Source organism: Nannocystis sp., from assembly GCF_016714285.1.
Taxonomy (GTDB): Bacteria; Myxococcota_A; Polyangia; order Nannocystales; family Nannocystaceae; genus Nannocystis.
This window is the reverse complement of sequence record NZ_JADJNN010000004.1, coordinates 94,942-113,427: the sequence shown is the minus strand read 5'-3', so window position 1 is coordinate 113,427 and position 18,486 is coordinate 94,942. Positions and strand designations below refer to the sequence as shown.

At 70.0% G+C, this 18,486-nt stretch carries 13 protein-coding genes; 3 read left to right on the top strand and 10 right to left on the bottom strand.

Annotation, left to right across the window (positions count from 1 at the left end; translation table 11 throughout):
* Nucleotides 1-93 precede the first annotated feature (93 nt).
* Nucleotides 94-1,854: an FG-GAP repeat domain-containing protein gene (locus tag IPJ59_RS11460; RefSeq protein WP_293271508.1), complete on the bottom strand. Its 1,761-nt coding sequence runs from the start codon at nt 1,852-1,854 to the stop codon at nt 94-96.
* A gap of 114 nt (nt 1,855-1,968) precedes the next feature.
* Here IPJ59_RS11460 and IPJ59_RS11455 point away from each other — a divergent pair, with 114 nt between their 5' ends.
* The gene (locus tag IPJ59_RS11455) at nt 1,969-2,772 is read left to right on the top strand and encodes a hypothetical protein (protein ID WP_293271506.1); all 804 of its coding nucleotides are present in this window, start codon (nt 1,969-1,971) and stop codon (nt 2,770-2,772) included.
* Nucleotides 2,773-2,778: 6 nt separating this feature from the next.
* Here the strand turns inward: IPJ59_RS11455 and IPJ59_RS11450 are convergent, their stop codons facing one another.
* The 8 genes from IPJ59_RS11450 to IPJ59_RS11415 all read right to left on the bottom strand — a co-directional run bounded on the left by IPJ59_RS11450 (nt 2,779) and on the right by IPJ59_RS11415 (nt 13,965).
* Entirely contained in the window at nt 2,779-3,513 is a 735-nt protein-coding gene (locus IPJ59_RS11450; protein WP_293271503.1) for a hypothetical protein, read from the bottom strand.
* A gap of 41 nt (nt 3,514-3,554) precedes the next feature.
* Nucleotides 3,555-4,454, bottom strand: a complete 900-nt coding sequence (locus IPJ59_RS11445; RefSeq protein WP_293271501.1) for a sugar ABC transporter permease — start codon at nt 4,452-4,454, stop codon at nt 3,555-3,557.
* Between the two features lie 52 nt (nt 4,455-4,506).
* The gene (locus IPJ59_RS11440) at nt 4,507-6,738 is read right to left on the bottom strand and encodes an extracellular solute-binding protein (protein ID WP_293271499.1); all 2,232 of its coding nucleotides are present in this window, start codon (nt 6,736-6,738) and stop codon (nt 4,507-4,509) included.
* 126 nt (nt 6,739-6,864) lie between these two features.
* Nucleotides 6,865-7,509, bottom strand: coding sequence for a glutathione S-transferase family protein (locus IPJ59_RS11435; protein WP_293260805.1), 645 nt, complete (start codon nt 7,507-7,509; stop codon nt 6,865-6,867).
* Between the two features lie 49 nt (nt 7,510-7,558).
* A complete protein-coding gene (locus tag IPJ59_RS11430) occupies nt 7,559-9,139 on the bottom strand; it encodes an aryl-sulfate sulfotransferase (RefSeq protein WP_293271497.1) in 1,581 nt (526 codons plus the stop codon).
* Nucleotides 9,140-9,201: 62 nt separating this feature from the next.
* The gene (locus tag IPJ59_RS11425) at nt 9,202-10,272 is read right to left on the bottom strand and encodes an ABC transporter ATP-binding protein (protein ID WP_293271495.1); all 1,071 of its coding nucleotides are present in this window, start codon (nt 10,270-10,272) and stop codon (nt 9,202-9,204) included.
* Between the two features lie 5 nt (nt 10,273-10,277).
* Entirely contained in the window at nt 10,278-12,206 is a 1,929-nt protein-coding gene (locus IPJ59_RS11420) for an alpha-amylase family glycosyl hydrolase (RefSeq protein ID WP_293271493.1), read from the bottom strand.
* A gap of 13 nt (nt 12,207-12,219) precedes the next feature.
* Complete coding sequence (locus IPJ59_RS11415) at nt 12,220-13,965, bottom strand: carbohydrate porin (protein WP_293271491.1); 1,746 nt, start codon at nt 13,963-13,965, stop codon at nt 12,220-12,222.
* A gap of 71 nt (nt 13,966-14,036) precedes the next feature.
* Between IPJ59_RS11415 and IPJ59_RS11410 the strand changes: the two genes are divergently transcribed.
* Together IPJ59_RS11410 and IPJ59_RS11405 are read left to right on the top strand one after the other, a co-directional pair.
* A complete protein-coding gene (locus IPJ59_RS11410; protein ID WP_293271489.1) occupies nt 14,037-16,175 on the top strand; it encodes an alpha-amylase family glycosyl hydrolase in 2,139 nt (712 codons plus the stop codon).
* A 32-nt stretch (nt 16,176-16,207) separates the two neighbouring features.
* Nucleotides 16,208-18,253, top strand: a complete 2,046-nt coding sequence (locus IPJ59_RS11405; protein WP_293271486.1) for an alpha-amylase family glycosyl hydrolase — start codon at nt 16,208-16,210, stop codon at nt 18,251-18,253.
* Here IPJ59_RS11405 and IPJ59_RS11400 read toward each other — a convergent pair.
* Complete coding sequence (locus IPJ59_RS11400) at nt 18,243-18,437, bottom strand: hypothetical protein (protein ID WP_293271484.1); 195 nt, start codon at nt 18,435-18,437, stop codon at nt 18,243-18,245. The two genes, IPJ59_RS11405 and IPJ59_RS11400, sit on opposite strands and share 11 nt — an antisense overlap.
* Between the last annotated feature and the right edge of the window lie 49 nt (nt 18,438-18,486).

The window sequence follows — 18,486 nt, the reverse complement described above, 5'->3', positions numbered from 1 at the left end:
GCGACAGTGGGCTCGCGCCGTCGGGGCGGATGCGACCGCGGACGGATCACTGCGAGATCGGGGGCATGCAGAGGGCGCCGCCCGGGATGTGGATCACTGCGGGATCGGCGGCATGCACAGCGCGCCGCCCTCGATCTGGGCGTTGGTGCGGAAGGTATTGAAGACGTCCCAGTTGTTGACGGGGGTCTGCGGGATGGTGCTGTCCTCGCGGACGTTGGTCACGTAATAGGCGTGCTGATTCCAGATGCGGCGGGCCTGGATCCAGCGGTCGTCGGCGTCGCGGAGGACCTGCAGCGCGGGCTGACCGCTGAGCGAGACGATGAGGATCTCGGCGGAGCCGTCGTTGTCGACGTCGACGACGGTGGGGTACTCGCTGAGCGTGTAGCTGACGCGCGGCTGGTCGAGCACGACGGCGCCGGTCTTGCCGTCGTAGATGCGGAAGGCGGTCTCGTCGGCGTACATGGCCTCGGCGACGCCGTCGCCGAGGAAGTCGAAGGCGGTGCCGCCGGCGGCGCCCGAGGAGTCCTGGACGACGACCTGCCAGAGTACATCCGCCATGTTGGGGCCCTCGTAGACGGCGTAGAACTGCTGCGAGCTGCTGGCCCACTCGGGCTTGCCGTCGCCGTCGAAGTCGTGGACGGTGCCGGGGCGCTGCCACACGAGGTAGGCGTTGGCTGGGATGCCGGTGGGCGTGGCGGGGCCCCACTTGATCGCGCCGGTGTGCTCGACCATCCACAGGCCCTGGCCGGAGGTGACGAAGATCTCGGGCTCGGGGTCGTCGTCGAGGTTGGCGACCTGGGGGATCGACTGGCTGGTGATCGTCGGGTAGTTCTCGAAGTAGACGGTGCCGTCCCAGCGGTAGGCGGAGTGGCCGGTGATGACCTCGAGCTTGCCGTCGCCGTCGAGGTCGGCGGCGGTCGTGGCCTCGAGCTCGCCGGGGGTGGGGTTGACCTTCTCCCACAGCAGCACGCCGTTGTGGTCGTAGACCTCGTGGTTGAAGACGATCTCGACGTCGCCGTCGGCGTCGAGGTCGTGGAGGGCGATCGAGCCGCTCTCGCGCGAGAACTGCTGGGCGTTGCCGCCGTCGGTGGCGTTGGCCCACTTGAGCGTGCCGTCGTGCTCGAAGGCCTTGATGCGGTAGACGCCGCCGGCGTTGTAGACGGCGACGATCTCCGGCAGGCCGTCGTTGTCGATGTCGCCGAAGGCCGGGGTGGCGAAGCAGGAGATGGACTCGCTCGGGGGGATCTGGAAGTGCTCCGTGCCGGTGGCGCCGTCGAGCACGTGGATCGGGCAGATCATGCCGTAGCCGATCGAGGGGCCGGAGACGAGCAGCACGTCGGGGATGTCGCAGAGATCGATCGCGCCGTCGGCGTTGTCGTCGGTGAAGTTGCCGGCGAGCGGGGTGACCATGCTCTGCTCGTCGGCGCCGAAGCTCCACTGCAGCACCGGCGAGAAGCTGTCGGGTGGGGCCTTCTCGTCGCAGTCGCCGACCGCGTCCATGTTGTCCTGGACCTTGCACTGGTTCACCGGCGGGCCAGTGTCGGTGCTGGTGTCGCCGGTGCCGGTGTTGTCGCCGGCGAGGTCGAACTTGATGCCGGTGTCGCCGGCGGTCGGGTCGACCTGCGAGCTGGCGCTGTCGGTCGCGCCGCTGTCCGTGACGGTCGTGGCCACGGAGGCGGTACCCGTGACGTTGCTGGTGGCGTCGCTCGGGTCGCTGGTCGGGACGGTGGTCATCGTCAGCGAGGCGGCGCCAGTGGAGGCGTCGCTGTTGCTGCCGCCGCTGTTGTCACCGCAGGCGGCGAGCAGGAAGGTGGCGGTGAGGGCGGTGGCGGAGCGAGGGTAAGCCAGGAGCATGCGGGCACTACAGCCGAGGTGCGGGCGTCCTGGCAAGCGAGGATGTGCGGGGGGCCGGCGGCCTGGCGAAAATAGATGTGGTGACGCCGGGCTGGTCGACGGCATCCTTGTGCCATGACGCGACACATAGCTTGCCTCCTCTGTGCTCTCCTCTGGGGCTGCTCGCCGACGAAGGGCGACAGCGACAGCGGCAGCGACACGGGCGGCAGCGCCACCGGTGACAGCGCCAGCGAGACCGGCAGCGTGACCGATGGGGGCAACGCGCTGTGCGACGGAGAGCTCGTGTGGTCCGGGGCCACCTCGTACACGGTGCTGGCGGCGACGTGGACCGGGGACCTGGGCAGCTTCACGCGCAAGGTCTCGGGGCCCTGCATGGTGGCTGGCGACCCGCTGGCGGACGCGGATCTCCAGCTGCTGTGCGAGGACGGCGGCGGCGTGCAGCAGGACGTCGCGGTCCAGCCGAACCCGCACCTTCAGCTGGTGGCCGGGGATTCTGTGGTGATCGACTTTCTCGAGCTCGAGGAGGTCATGGCGGAGACGCAGAGCTGGCTGGCGATCCGCGGGCAGTCGGGCGCGATCGATCTCCACTTCCTGGCCCTGCACGCCACCAGCTTGCAGGCGCCGGTGGCCGGGTTCTTCGCCCCGATCGTCCTCGCCGAGGCGGATTCGTGCCCGCAGACGATCGACGCGGAGGGCTGCTACGGGACCACGCCGAAGCTCGTCGACGCCCAGGCCGACGGGGGGGCGGGGGCGACGATCGCATCGGGCATGTCCGCGACCGTCGCGGCCTCGTTCGGATCGTATCTGGTGAAGGTGATCTACGCGCTTCGCCTCGACGACCTGAAGATGTGCAACAGCGAGGATACGAGCGGCGATTACTTCGACCTCGCGGCGTTCTTCCAGTTTCCGCCGGATTGATCGGCGTCAGAAGTAATCGGCGTAGTGGGCCTCGATGCAGACTTCGAGCGACTCGGCGGTCTGGGGCGTGCGCAGGCAGACGAAGCGCTCGGCCGCGCTGGGCTTGGCGAGGCAATCCATGAAGTAGGCCTTGGTCTGCAGCGGCGAGTGCTGGACGGCCTCGACGTCGGCGCCCAGGTCCTGATAGTAATAACCTGTGCGGAACGCGGTGCCGTCGCCCACGGGCATCAGGACGACCTCGTGGCCGGTGAAACCCGGCAAGAGGCCGTCCTCGACGGTCCACTCGATCCTGCCGACCTTGCCGTCGATGAGCGCCTGCAATGCGCAGTCGATCGCCGTGTCGCTCGTGGTGGTGAGGAGCTCGACCGGGCAGCTGGGGAGAGGCTCGTCGCTGCAGGTGACGACGATGTGGCCGCACAGGGCGGTCGCCGGGCACACGTTCGCGGTGTAGCCGCTGTCCGTCTCGAAGCAGCAGCAGGCGTCGGTCGTCGGGTGCTCGGGGCACAGCTCGCCGCCTGGGCCGGTGGTGTTGCCGGTGGTGGGCGCGTCGGTGGTGGGCGCGTCGGTGGTGGGCGCGGGTCCGGTGGTCGCTCCGGTGGTTGCCCCGCTGGTTGCCCCGCTGGTTGCGGTGGTGGTCGCGGTGCTGGTGTCGGTCGGGTCCTCGGTGGTGCCGTCCTTGGTGGCAGGACACGCGAGACACACGCCGGCGGTGCAGAGGAGGAAGGTGTGTAGATAATGCATGGGACGATCGTGGGGAGGGTTCGAGGTGTCCAGCCGAGCGATTAGCCCTTGACGCCGCCGGCGGTGAGACCGGCGACGAGGTGGCGCTGGGCGATGTAGAAGAGCAGCATGACGGGAAGCGACACGAGCAGGGAGCCGGCGGCGAATTTGGGCCAGTCGGCGCTGAACTCGGAGATGTAGCGCTGGAGCACGACAGGGAGGGTGTAGAGCTCCTCGTGGCCGAGCATGGTGTGGGCGAGGACGAACTCGTTGTAGGCGCTCATGAACGCGAACAGTGCGGTGACGGCGATCGCGGGGCGGGCGGCGGGGAGGACGACCTTGATGAAGGCGGCGAAGCGGGTGGCGCCGTCGACCATGGCGGCCTCCTCGAGGTCGCGGGGGATGGTCTCGAAGGCGCCGCGCAGCTGGAAGATGGCGAAGGGGACGGAGGTGGTCGCGTAGCAGAGGACCAGGCCGGAGCGGCTGCCGAGCAGGCCGAGGGCGTCGAGGATGAGGTAGAGGGGGATCGCGCTGGCGACCGCGGGGAACATCTGGGTCGCGAGGAGGGTGCGCAGGCCGGCGTCCTTGCCGACGAATTCGAAGCGGGCGAGGGCGTAGGCGGTGGGCACGGCGATGAGGATGCCGACCGCGGCGGTGGCGAGGGAGACGACGATCGAGTTGAGCAGCTGGATGCCGAACAGCCAGCGCTCGGGCTCGCCGGGGGCCTTGAGGGTGCTGCCGACGACGCCGCGCAGGTGCTCGAGGGTGGGCTCGATCGGCAGCGGGAGGACGCGCGGCTCGAGGTCGGCGGCGCCGGAGAACGCGAGGGCGATGACCCAGAGGATCGGGTAGAGCGCGAAGGCGACGGCGACGACGAGCAGCAGGTGGGCGGCGATGGACTCGTGGAGGCGGACCTTGCGGCCGGCGGAGTGCAATGATTCGGGGCGGCTGGACTTTGTCATGGGTCGCTCCGCAGGCCGGGCGAGTGCGACGATTGCGGGCGCTGGGAATTTGTCATGAGTTGCTCCGGCGGCGCAGGCTGGCGAGGGCGGCGGGGATGCGGGTGCCGAAGAACAGGAGCAGGAAGATGAGGACCGCGTAGGCGGCGGCGTAGCCGTACTGGGCCTCGCGGGTGAAGGCCCAGCGGTAGGCCTCGGAGACGAGGATATCGGTGGTGCCGTCGGGGTCGCCGCCCGAGACGAGGAAGACGACGTTGAACATGTTGAAGGTCCAGATCGCGCCGAGGGTGACGGCGGGCGCGAGGGCGGGGCGGATGAGCGGGAGGGTGACGAGTCGCAGGCGTTGCCAGCGGGAGGCGCCGTCGACCTCGGCGGCCTCGAGCACGTCCTGCGGTACGGCCGTGAGGGCGCCGAGGGTGACGACCATCATGAAGGGGAAGCCGAGCCAGACGTTGGTGGCCACGTTGGCGGCGAAGGCGGTGCTGAAGTCGGCGAACCAGGCGATCGGCTTGAGGTCGGTGCCGAAGAGGTCGTTGATGCCGTGGATGAGGCCGGTGACGGCGCCGAATTGTTTGTTGAACATGCCCTTCCACGCCAGGGCGGTGACGTAGCTGGGGACCGCCCAGGGGATGATGAGGAGCACGCGGTAGAGGCCGCGCAGGCGCAGGGTCGGGCGCGAGAGGACCAGGCCGAGGCTCAGGCCGATGAGCAGGTGGAAGCCGACGTTGAGGAGGGTCCAGGCGATCGTGACGAGGAGGACGAAGTAGAACGATCCGCTGATGAGCAGGGGGCCGCCGCGGGCGCTCAGGATCTCGATGAAGTTGGTGAGGCCGACGTAGTAGCCGGCGCCGGGGCTGCCGGCGTAGAGCGAGGTGAGGGCGCCGATGACGAGCGGGAGGATCACGAGCAGGCCGACGGCGACGACGCTGTGGGCGACGTAGCGGTAGGCGGGCAGCGAGCGGCGCACGGCCTGGCGCAGCTGGGGGTCGCGGGCGCGCTGGACCAGGCGCAGGGCGCCGAGCAGGAGCAGCAGGCCGAGCAGGAGCAGGGCCGGGGTGGTGCTGGCGGGCGCGGGCGGGGGGCGGCGGACGTCGTCGAAGCGGAACTTGGCCTCGGCGCAGGCGTCGGCCGGGCTGGCCTGGCCGCGCAGGACCTTGCGGAGCGCCTGGTTGGCGGGGACCCAGGCGCTGCGCATGGCCGAGGTGGCGGGCATGGGCACGGCGACGCGGGCCTGCGCGGCGAAGCCGGGGAGCAGGGTGTTGCCTGGCGGAAGGGACATGTCCGAACGGGCAGACAGGGAGCCGGTGCCCTGCTGGCGCAGGTCGGCGGCGGCGGGTCCGGCGAGGTGGCGGGCGAGGGCGATGGCGGCGGGTTTGTTGGCGCCGGCGGGTGAGAGCATGACGCTCTCGACGGCGAGCGGCGGGCGCATGAGCTGGCCGTCGACGCGGGGCAGGGGGACGACGGTGTAGTGGACGTCGTCGCCGGTGAGGTTGCTGGCGAGCCAGGGGCCGGAGATGACAAACGCGGCGCGACCGCTGCGAAAGAGGTTCTGCACGAGGGCGCCGTCGGCGTCGCCGGGGACGACGCCGCGGTCGACGAGGTCCTTTGCGATCGCGAGGGAGCGCTCGGCGGCGGGGCCGACGAGGCCGAACTGTTGATCGTCGCTGAGCAGCGTGCCGCCGAGGGCGAGCAGGATCGGGAGGTGGCCGTAGGCGTTCTGGGCCTCGTAGGCGAGCGGGTAGACGCCGGCGGGGAGGCCCGGGCCGAGAGCGGCGATCGCCTCGAGGTCGGCGGGGACGCGATCGACGGGGATGAGGTCGGTGTTGACGTAGAGGGCGACCGACTTGAGGGACAGCGGGACGGCCCAGGTGACGCCGTCCTGGCGCACCGCTGCGAGGGCGTTGCTGGCGAACACGGCGTCGGACTCGATCGCGGCGTCGGCGGGGCCGAGCAGGTCGCGCTGGCGGTAGTCGCCGATGCGCTCGTGCGAGTCGATGAACAGGTCGGGGCCGTCACCCAGCGGGATCGCGGCGGCGAGCTTGCTGCCGAAGCTCTCGTGCGCGACCTGCAGGAGCTCGACCTTGCCGCCGCCGGCCTCGCTGTATTGCTCGACGATCGTGACCAGAGTGGTGAGCTCGGCGTCGCGGTAGGCGTGCCACAGGCGCAGCGGGTCGTCGGCGCGGGCGAGGCCGGGCGTGAGCGCGGCGAGCAGCAGGAACAGCGCGCACGCGAGGCGAGCCACCAGGCGGCGTGGCTCGGGCTCGGCGAGCAGAGGGCGCGGCGGCACGGGCCTGGAGGATAACGAAGTCGCGCGCCGCCGGGGCGGTGATCACGAGGCCGGGTAGCGATCGGGTCGTCGTCGCGGGCCTTCCGGTGCGGCGGGCGGGCCGGCGCTGCGGCGGGGTCGTCGGCTTCAGGCCTTCCAGTGCGGCGGGAGCGTGTGGTCGTGGTACGGGAGGGCGGCGAAGCGGCGCATGAACGCGGTGATGCCCGGGGGGAAGCGGTGGACCAGTGGATATTCGGGGACCCGCTCCTCGGCGCGCTGGACCAGACGCAGGTGCGGGTAGAGCGTGAGGTCGGCGAGGGAGAGGTGATCGTCGCCGAACCAGTCGCCGCGGAGGTAGCCGGCGAAGCGGCCGATCTCCGCGAGCAGGGCGTCGTGGGCGGCGGCGATGGCGGTGGGGTCGCGCTCGGCGGGGGGCTTGTAGAGGATCGCGGCGAGGACCGGGCGGACCAGCGGGGACAGGTAGGTGTCGGCCTCGGCGGCGATGCGGCGGACGCGGGCGCGGGCCTGCGGGTCCCGCGGGAGCAGCGGGCGCTCGGGGTAACGCTCCTCGAGGTACTCGAGGATGACGGTGGATTCCCACAGGGCGAGGTCGCCGTCGATCAACGCGGGGACCTTGCCTCGCGGATTGATGGCGAGGAACTCGGGCGTGCGGTGCTCGTTGCGATCAAAGCTGAGGAGCTTCAGCTCGTAGGGGAGCTGCTTGTGCTCGAGCGCGAGCCAGACCTTCCACGCGTAGGGGGAGCCGGAGCCGTAGTAGAGGGTGAGCGACATGGGGGAGGGATACACCCGGGTGGAGGCGGGCTGACAGGGGGCAGTGCCCCTACGGTGCCGTCTGACCGATAAGGCGGTCGTGGGCGCTGCCGCGGTAGGCGAAGGTTCCGTCGGGGGTCTGCAGCGACCATTGGAGCATCGGTGAGGCGAGGGGGTCGAGCTCGCGGAGTTGGGCCATGACGTTGGTGACGGTGAAGATGGACGAGTCGGTGACGAGGATCCGTCCGCTGGGCAGGGTGTCGGCGTTGCCGGCGATCGGGACCTGGATCGGCTCGCCGTCGTCGGTCCACACCAGCTTGGCGGCGAGCTTGCCCTGGTCGAGCGCGTAGCGGCGGGCGCGGGCGTGGTCGGTGCCGGGGGGGATGTCGGGGTCGCCGATGCCGTTGTCGTAGAGCAGCAGGGAGCCGTCGCTCTGCCACTCGGGGGCGTGCTGGTGGTGGAAGAAGGACGGGGCGCCGGTGAGGGTGAAGTCGCCGTCGTTGCCGAGCTTCCACAGGAGCTCGCCGGTCTTGTGGTCGATCAAGAGGATCCAGTCCTGGTGGCGCAGGGACAGCAGGAAGGTGTCCGTCTTCGGGTCGTGGACGATGGCGTTGCCGTGGGTCCAGTCGTAGGTGTTGGCGAGGGTCTCGGGGTGGATGACGGCCGCGTCGAAGGGCGCGAGCACCCGCTGGGGATCGAGGTGATCGAAGCTGTTCCAGCTCCACACCAGCTCGCCCGCGGGGGTGAACTCGACGATGCGGTCGCCGGCCGTCAGGCGCACGCCGTTCTTGCCGTAGTCGACCTCCTGGAAGGCGAAGGAGAGGGCGACGAAGTTACCGGACGGGAGCTCGATGACCTCGTGGTGGAGGCCGAGCACGCCGACGGCCTCGTCGTGGAGCTCGAGCACAGTCTCGCCGAGCTCGTCGCGGATCCACATCGTGTGATTGTGGAGATACATGAGCGAGCCGTCGGCGCGCAGGCGGACGGCGGAATAGACGCCCTCGGGGCCGGCGACGCCGGTGCTCGGGCTGCTGAACTGCCAGCGGGTGGTGCCGTCGGCGTCGACCATGAACACGCTGGCGATGTCGAAGGCGGGGACGGCGATCAGGTCGAACATGCGATACGGGACCGCGGGATCGACGGGGCCGCCGGTGCTCGGAAAGCTCGGGAGAAAGCCCGGGAGCGGGGCGTGGGTGGTGAACTGGACTGCGCTCTGGGTGCCGTCGACGTCGTAGGCGAGCTCGTGGTCGGTGGCGGGGGCGAGGCCACGGACGCGGTAGGTGGTGGCGAGGCCGTCGACGGCGAAGGACGTGATGACGACGCCGGGGTCGCTGGTGTGGCTGAGGACGACGGAGGTCGCGGGGGCGCTGGTCGTGAGGATGACGTCGACGACCATCGGCTGGGCCTCGTAGCGGAGGACCTCGGTGGTGACGATGAGCTCGACGCTGCCGGTGGTGGTGTCGGTGGTGGTTGTTGTGGTGGTTGTTGTGGCGTCGGTGGTGGTCGGCAGGTCGGTGGTAACAGCGGTTGTCGTGTCATCGTTGGTGGTGCTGCTCGCGTCGCTGGCGGGCTCGCCACTGTTGCCGCAGGCGACGAGGCACGCGAGGAGGCAAGGCGCGAGGAGATTTCGCCGGGTACCGACGCGGGTCATGATCCTGGCGTCGCACACTTTGACGGCCTCGTCGAGGACGTCTGGCGCCGCTGCGGCGGTACTCAGACGCGCAGCGACGCGCCGGTGTCGGCGGCGAACACGTGGACGCTGCGCGGGCGCAGGCGCAGGGTGTCGCCCTTCTTCACGCCGGTCGCGGTCTCCAAACAGAGGGTGACCGGGGTGCCGGCGAGGGCGCCGTGGATCTGCAGCTCCGGGCCGAGGAGCTCGACCAGGTCGGCGCGCAGGGCGAGGGCCGATTTGTCATCACCTGGCGCGAGGGACAGGTCGTGGGGGCGCACGCCGAGGGTGAGCGCCTGGCCGTCGCGCAGATCGGGGAAGGCGCGCGGATCGAGCTCGACGCGGCTGCCATCCGCCAAACGGGCCCCGCTGTTGTCGGCGGTGGCGGGCAGGAAGTTCATGGCGGGGCTGCCGAGGAAGCCGGCGACGAAGCGGCTGCGGGGGTGGTCGTAGACCTCGCGGGGGGTGCCGGACTGCTCGACCTGACCCTTGTTGAGCACGAACATGAGGTCGGCGAGGGTCATGGCCTCGACCTGGTCGTGGGTGACGTAGATGCTGGTGGCGCCGAGCTGGTCGTGCTGCTTGCGGATGTCGACGCGGACCTGGGAGCGCAGGGCGGCGTCGAGGTTGGAGAGCGGCTCGTCGAACAGGAACAGCTGCGGGCGGCGGACGATCGCGCGGCCCATGGCGACGCGCTGGCGCTGGCCGCCGGAGAGGGCGCGGGGCAGGCGGTCGAGCAGTGGTTCGAGGCCCAGCATGGCGGCGACCTCGGTGACGCGGGTGGCGATCAGGGCGGGGTCGGTCTTGCGCAGCTTGAGGCCGAAGGCGAGGTTGTCGCGGACGCTGAGGTGGGGGTAGAGCGCGTAGGACTGGAACACCATGGCGATGTCGCGGTCGCGCGGCTCGCTGCGGGTGACGTCGCGGTCGCCGAACTCGATCGTTCCGCTGGTGATCTCCTCGAGGCCGGCGAGCAGGCGCAGGAGGGTGCTCTTGCCGCAGCCGCTGGGGCCGACGAGCACGGCGAAGCTGCCGTCGGGGATCGCGATGTCGACGCCGCGCAGCACCTGGGTGGCGCCGAAGCTCTTGACGACCTGGCGGCAGGTGACCGCGACCATCGGCGCTACTTCACGTCCTGCTGGGGCACCAGCACCATGCCGGTGACCGGCGCGAGGCTGAGCTCGAGCGTGCCGTCGCCGGCGACGGTGAACTTCTGCTTGTCGCCGAGGACGTCGACCAGGACGGCGCCCTTGGGGGCGCTGACCTTCATCGTCATATCCTCGAACTTGGTGCTCGAGGCGTGGGTTTGGTTGGTGTTGAGGACGACGAGCGCGTAGGTCGGGGTGTCGCCGCCGGTGCGCTCGAAGGCGAAGATGCCGGCGTCGGGCTCGTCGGCGGTGTGGGCCGTGCTGTACACGACCTTCGCGTCGCCGCGGCGGAGCGCGGGGTAGGCCGCGCGCAGGCCGGTGAGGCGCTGGACCCACTGGAAGGTGGGGCCGCCGGTGTCGTAGGGGCGGGGTGCGCTGGTCTGGCCGAGGTAGGGCAGGGGGCGCCACATATCTTCGCGGTTGCTGGGGTCGTTGCCGCCGCGGAACTCTTGCTCGGTGCCGTAGTAGAGGCAGGGGATGCCCTCGGCGGTGAACAGGAGGAGCAGGGCGTTGTGCAGGAGGGCGCGCTGGCGGGCGGGGGACTTGTCGACTTTGTTCTGGCTGGCCCAGTAGAGGAAGCGGGCGACGTCGTGGTTGTCGATGAAGTTGACGAGGACCTTGTAGGGCGCGATGCCGGCCGACTGGGCGGGCGGGGTGGTGCCATAGTTGGTGGTCTTCTGGGCCCACAGGTCGGCGAGCTCCTGGGTCGATCCAGCGTCGAGCATGACGTTGCGAAAGCCCCGGTAGTGCTGCGGGAAGTAGAAGGCGGAGTCGAGCTGGTCGCCGGTGATGGTGGGGCCCGGGTCCTTGTTGTCCGCGTATTGTTTGAGCTCTTCGGCGGACGGCGGGTCGTTCTTGGTGAACTGGCCGACCAGGACGTCGTCGCCGTCGAAGGCCTCGCCGAACATGAAGAACTTGGTCTTGCCCTGCTTGGCGAGGCGCTGGCGGACGCGCTGGGTGAAGTAGCGCCAGAACTCGCGCTCGACGTGCTTGACGGTGTCGATGCGAAAGCCGTCGGCGTCGCTGAGCTCGATCCAGCGGGCGTAGGCGTCGACCATCGCGACCTTGACGTCGTAGCGGGTGGTGTTGACGTCCTTGAGGCCGCCGGGGAAGTCGCCGGTGAGCAGCTGCTGGGGGTCGTCGTAATTGAAGGTGCGACCCTTGCGGTTGTAGGTATCCGGCCTGGCGAAGATCTCCGGCATCGGCGTGACGTGGCCGGTCTTTGGGTTGTAGGGGAAGATGATCGGGGCGATGCCGGCGGGGCCCAGCGAGGTGAAGGCCTGGATGCCGTCGGGGTTGAAGTCGGGGTCGTATTCGGTGAGGTGGGTGAAGCCCGACTGGTCGAAGCCGTCGGGCACGGGCGAGCCCTGCGGGCGCATGCCGGTGCCCGAGAGCTGGATGTCGGGGACGCCGTTCAAATTCATGTCGTAGAAGAACAGCTGGCCCATGTGGTTGGTGACGATGTCGATCACCACCAGCATGTCGCGGTCGTGGGCCGCGGCGACCAAAGAGCGCAGGGCGTTGAGGTCGCCGAAGTGGAGGTTTGGTTTGGTGAGGTCGACGGCCCAGTAGCCGTGATAACCGTCGACATTGGCGTCGGTCTCGATGTTCTTGATGACGGGCGAGATCCACAGGGTGGTGACGCCGAGATCCTCGATGTAATCGAGGCGCTGCTCGAGGCCGACCCAGTCGCCGCCGTGGTAGCGGGCCATGTTCTCGCGGTCTAGCAGGTAATTGTTGCCGTCGTCGCCGTCGCTGAAGCGGTCGATCAGGACCTGATAGATGACCTCGTCGCGCCAGTCGCGGGCGTGGGTCTGCATCACCAGCGTGTCCTCGAGGGTGTCGAAGTGCATGCAGGCCGTGAGGCCGAGCGCGAACAGGGAGAAGAGCGTGGTGCGGAGCATGGCGGTCCTCCTCTTAGTCGCGGAAGTAGCTGGTCGAGCCGAACCACCATTCGGCGCCCATGCCGATGAAGTGGTCGACGCTGCGGCGGGAGAACACGTCGTCGGCGGCGTAGAACGAGCGGGCGCCGGCGTCGCGGACGGTGAGGGCGTAGATGAAGCGGATGTGCGGGCGCTGGAAGCCGCCGGCGCCGCCGGGGGTGATGAAGGGGATGATACCGACGCGGCCGAGGCCGGCGATGACGGGCTTGAACGTGTTGGTGTCGATCTCCTGCAGCACGCCGCGCTGCTGCATCTGATACGAGCCCTCGAGCGAGAGGCCGGCGAGCTGGCCGAACCATACGGTGGGGCGGGCGATGACGATGCCCTCATTCACGTCGTCGAAGTCGAGCTGCTTGCTGGCGTTGCGAAACTGGCGGTAGTAGCCGCCGAACATCACGCCGACTGGGCCCTTCTCCCAGTTGCCGCTGAGGGTGACGATGAGCTCGTGGGCGCCGGTGGTGCGGCGGTTGGGCCGGAGCTGGGTCGGCGCGTTGAGCTCGCCGTAGGCGGCGAGGCCCTGGGCGAAGCGGCCGGTCACGGTGAGGTAAGTGCTGCGCTTGCCGGTGAAGGCGGTGACCTGGCCGCCGGCGACGAAGCCGAAGTCCTTGGGCAGCGCCTCGTAGACCTTGGATTCGACCTCGCGCTGGCCGTCGGGGACGTAGTGGAACTCGCCGTAGAGGATGCCCTTGACGCCGCCGGCCTCGCCGAGCGGCCAGGTGTGGGTGAGCTTGAGGCTGCTGATGAGCTTCTGGCGATCGAGGATGGCGACCTCGGTCTCGCCGAATTGGTTCTGGGGCGGGGCGCGCAGGACGGTCTGGCGATAATAGGGGTCGGTCGGCTGGTTCAGGCCAGCGTGGAATTTGAGGCTGGTGCGGCGGGCCTCGCCGAACGCGTAGCCGAGGCCGCCGCCGATGGTGTTGAGGTTGTCGAGCGGCCAGAAGTTGAGCAGGTAGATGTCGTCGCCGCGGTACATGCGGGAGCCGGCCCACACGCTGAGGCCCTTGGCGCCGAGGCCGGTCTCCTCGAGGTAGAGGTTGCGCAGGGCGATGCTGGCCGCGAACTGGCCGTTATAGTGGAAGACGGGGTTGGCGAAGGCGGTGGTCGCGACGATGCGGGTATAGGCGCCGGTCTTCTTCCAGTAGTCCTCGCGGCGCAGCTCGAGCTCGGCGTAGTTGGACTCGTCGAGGCGTGAGCCGCGGCTGACGATGTCGGCGTCGCGCCCGGGGCGACCGGCGGCGTCGCCGGCCGCGATGACGCGGCCGTAGGAGCCGAAGTGAAAGCCGTTGGCGTAGCCGGGCGGCTGGTTGGGGTCGTGCGGGTCGCTGGGCGGCGGCGGGGGATCGGCGGTGGCGCCCGCTGGCTTCGCGGACTCGTCGGTCGCGCGCGGGACGGCGACGGCGGCGGTGCTGGGGATCGCGGAGGTCGGCGCAGGGGTTTCGCTGGGCGCGGGGGCCGAGGCGTCGCCAGAGTCGCCAGGGTCGGCGGAGGGGTCCGTGATCGGCGGCTGCGAGGCGGTGGGCTGCGAGCTCGGCGGGGGTGGCAGCGGCGAGGGAGCGGGCGCGGCGGCTGGGACCGCGGGTCCGGCGAGGGCGGCCCGCGGGACCGTGGTCGGAGAGGAGGAGGCGGCGAGGGCGGGAGCGGCGAGGCCGAGGCCGCTGGCGAGGGCGCCGACGACGAGGACGTTGCTGGCCGCCGGGACTCTTCGGGGGTCGCGTCGCACGGGTGTACAGGCAAGGTTTGACCAGATCGGCGCGCGCTTGTCGACAGCGATCTTTGTTATGGTCTGCGACCGTGCGCGTGGTTCGGGCCTGCGGTGGTCGCTTGCTGTGGTCGTGGGTGGCGGCCATGACGGTCGTGCTCGCGGCGGCGACGGGCTGCGGCGAGGGGCCGCCGCGCCGCGACTGTGCGACGCGGGTGTGGGCCCAGCCGCTGCACGCGGGGTCGCGGGTGGAGGTGATCGGGAGCTGGGACGGGTGGCTGGTGCCGGGGATCGTGCTGACCGAGGCCGAGACGCCGGGCTGGCTGGCGGCCCGCGTCGACGGCGAGGTGGCGCCAGGGGAGTATGGGTACCTGATCCTCGAGGACGGCGAGCACCGCCTCGACGAGCACAACCCGTTGACGACCTTCTGGGCCGAGCAGGGGGACCTCGAGGTGTCGCTGCTGCAGGTGCCGGACTGCTCGCTGCCCGAGTTGACGGTGACGGAGCTGAAGGTGGAGGGGCAGGCGATGCGGGTGACGGCCAGCTTCGCGGCGGCGGCGGACGGGGCCGCCGCGGCGACGCTGACGACGACGCCGACGGCGCCGACCGCCGTGGGGGCGCTGGATCCGGAGCGTGGGACGGTCGAGGCGACGATCACGGGGCTGGCGCGGGGCAAGCACTCGCTGACGCTGACGGTGACCGACGAGGCGGGGCGCACGGCCCAGGCGCGGGCGTCGGGGTTTGTCCAGCCGGCCTCGGCCAGCTGGGCGGACGGTCTGCTGTATCAGGTGGTGACGGACCGCTTCCGCGGCGACGGCGGGGCGAGCCTGGCGGCGCCCGTGAGCCCGGGCGGGCGCGCAGGCGGGACGCTGGACGGGATCACGGCGGAGATCGAGGCGGGCAGCTTCGCGGCGATGGGGGTGACGGGGCTGTGGATCTCGCCGGTGTACACGAACCCGACGGAGGCCCGCGAGGGTCGCGGGGACGGGCACATGTACGAGGGCTACCACGGGTACTGGCCGCTGGCGTCGCGGGCGGTGGATCCGAGGATCGGCGGCGAGGCGGCGCTCGATCGCCTGGTGGCGACGGCCCACGCGGCGGGGTTGCGCGTGCTGCTCGACGCGGTGCCGAACCATGTCTACGAGGACAACCCGCGCTACGCGGCGCACCCGGAGTGGTTTAGCCGCAGCGATCCGACCTGTGTGTGCGGGCTCGGGAGCTGCGACTGGGGCACGCACATTCAGAGCTGCTGGTTCACCGAGTATTTGCCGGACCTGCGCATGCAGGAGGCGGCGGCGCTGCGGGCGGCGTATGAGGATCTGCTGTGGTGGCAGGATCGCTTCGATGTCGACGGGGTGCGGGTCGACGCGGTGCCGATGATGCCGCGGGCGGCGACTCGGCGGATGGCGCACGAGCTGCGGGCGGCGGTCGCGGGCGAGGCACCGTTTCTCATCGGCGAGGTCTATACGGGAGCGGGGACCTGGGGGGTCGACGTGATCCGCTACTACCTCGGGCCGGACGGGCTCGACAGCGTGTTCGACTTTCCGCTGATGTGGGCGATCCGCGACGTGCTGGCGCATGAGTCGGCCGGCTTCGCCGCGATCGAGGACATGCTGGTGGAGATCGAGGTGGCGACGGCGGGCTCGGGGGCGGTGCTCGGGCAGATCCTCGGCAACCATGACGTGCCGCGCTTCTTCTCGGAGGCGCACGGCGACGCCGGCGGAGATCCGTGGGCCGAGCCGGCGGCACAGGCGGACGATGCAGTGGCGTTCGCGCGGCAGCGCAGCGCGTTGACCCTGCTGCTGACGCTGCCGGGTCTGCCGGTGCTGTACTACGGGGACGAGATCGGGCTGGCCGGCGGCAACGATCCGGACAACCGGCGGGTGATGCCGGGGCCGGCGACGCTGGGCCCGGAGCAGCAGGTGACGCTGGCGCTGGTGCGGCGTCTGGGGCCGCTGCGCGGGTGTCTGCCGGCGCTGGGCACGGGCTCGCGGCGGGCCTTGGTGGTCGAGGAGGAGGTCTATGCCTTCGAGCGCGGCGAGGGCGAGGCGGTGGTGCTGCTGTCGCGTTCGCCGACCTCGGAGTCGGTGGTGCTGCGGCGGGCCGGGGCGTACGTGGACGTGATCAGCGGGGAGGCGATCGCGGTGGAGGCGGTGGGCACCGCGGTGTCGCTGGGGCCGCGGCAGCCGCGGGTGCTGGTGCGCGCGGGCTCGGGTTGCGCCGGGGCTTGACCGCGGGCGGGGCTGCGGCGAGCGTGGAGGGGATGCTCCGCTCGCGCTTGCTCGTGCCGCCGATGTTCCTCTTGCTCGCCGCCTGCGGCGATGCGCCGCTGCAATCCGAGTCGCAGGGGTCGATGACGACGCCGCCGGACACGACGCCCTACGATCCGTCGCAGGGCGGGAGCGTCGGGACCTACTCGACCACGGGGACGGCCGGCGAGACCGGGGAGACGCCGACGACGACGGACGATGGCACGACGGGCGAGCCGCCGCCGATGTGCGACGACGCGGAGAAGCGCTGCGATCACGTGTTCAGCTACCCCGACGGGGGCGAGAAGTCGGTCGACGTGATGGGCAACTTCGCGGCGGACGGGTGGACCGTGGGCGCGCCGATGATGAGCGACGGGAGCAAGTGGACGGCGACGGTGCCGGTGCCGTGGGACACGGCGGTGCAGTACAAGTTTCGCGTCGATGGTTCGGATGCATGGGTGGTCGATCCGGCGAATCCGGACACGGTGGACGACGGCTTCGGGGGCAAGAACTCGCTGCTGGCGGCGATGACCTGCGAGGAGTTCACCTGCGATTCGGCGCTGATCGGCAGCTTCGACTGGCGCGACGCGGTGATCTACTTCGTGTTCGTCGATCGCTTCGAGAACGGTAATAAGGGCAATGATAAGATGATCGGGGTTGAGGGACCGGCGGACTGGTCGGGCGGCGACTGGGCCGGCGTGACCAGCAAGATCGAGGCGGGGTATTTTAATGAGCTCGGGGTCAATACGCTGTGGTTGACGGTGCCGATGGACAATACGAGCGCCAAGGGGATCGGCACCGACGGGCACTTTTACAGCGCGTACCATGGTTACTGGCCGCAGAACCTCGACCAGCCGGAGGAGCACTTCGGGACGCTGCAGGATTTGAAGGATCTGGTGACGGCGGCGCACGACCACGACCTGAAGGTGATCCTCGATTATGCGATGAACCATGTGCACGACAGCTCGCCAGTGTACGCGGACCACAAGGATTGGTTCTGGCCGAACGACAACGGCAAGGGCGGCGACTGCGTGTGTGGGATGGGCTGCTCGTGGGACGATAACGTGCTGAACAAGCGCTGCTGGTTCACGGACTATCTGCCCGACTTCAACTTCGATAACGCGGCGGCGCGCAAGTTCTCGATCGACAACGCGGTGCAGTGGATCAAGGACACCGGGGTCGACGGCTTCCGCCTCGACGCGGTGAAGCACATCGCCGACAGCTGGCTGTTCGACATCCGCGCGCGGGTGAAGGCGGAGATCGAGCCGACGACGATGGAGCACTTCTACATGGTCGGCGAGACCTTCACGGGGCAGCAGGCGACCATCAAATATTATGTGCGCCCGGACATGCTCGACGGGCAGTTCGACTTCCCGCTGCGCATGCAGATGGCGGCGAGCGTGCTGATCCGCAAGGACACGATGCAGGCGCTGGCCGGCTTCATGGACCAGAACGACAGTTATTACGGCAGCGGGATCATGAGCACCTTCATCGGTAATCACGACATCCCGCGGGCGATCCACCTCGCGGAGGATTCGCCGGTGTGGGGCGATCAGTGGAGCGACGGCAAGGACAAGGCGTGGAACGGCAAGCCGGGGCTGCCGGCCGGGACCTCGGCGTTCGAGCGGATGGGGCTGGCCTTCACGATCCTGTTCACCACGAAGGGGGCGCCGCTGGTGTATTACGGGGATGAGGTCGGGATGCCGGGCGCGGGCGATCCGGACAATCGCAGGCCGATGCAGTGGAGCGGCTACTCGGCGGGGCAGGAGTTCTTGCTGCAGCACCTCAAAGACCTGGGGGCGATCCGGGCGGCCCACTCGGCGCTGCGTCGCGGGGCCCGCAAGACGCTGAGCGCCGGCGCGGACACCTTCGCGTACGAGATGAAGGACGCGATGGAGACGGTGTACGTGGTGATCAACCGCGGCGACGCGCAGGCGGGCGTGTCCGGGGTGCCGGCGGGCAGCTATAAGGATGAGCTTGAGCTCGGCGGCGGGATGATCGACGGCGGCGGCGACGTCAGCGTGCCGGCCCGCTCGGCGCGGATCCTGGTCAAGCCGTGAGGGCGCTGGTCTCGATGCTCCCCGGAGGGATCTCGGGGCTGCGGTCGGGGCCCGGGAGCTCGGGCGTGCGGGGCTGGGTGTTGGGGTCGGACGGGGTGGGGATGTCGGGGGTCGAGGTGTCCGGCTGCTGGATCTCGGGGCGTGTGCTCGGGGGCTGGATCTCGGGCGATGGGGGGGTGGGCATGCGCTGGCTTATGGCGTCGGGTGGATGAGGGTGCAAGGGTGCTTCGCGG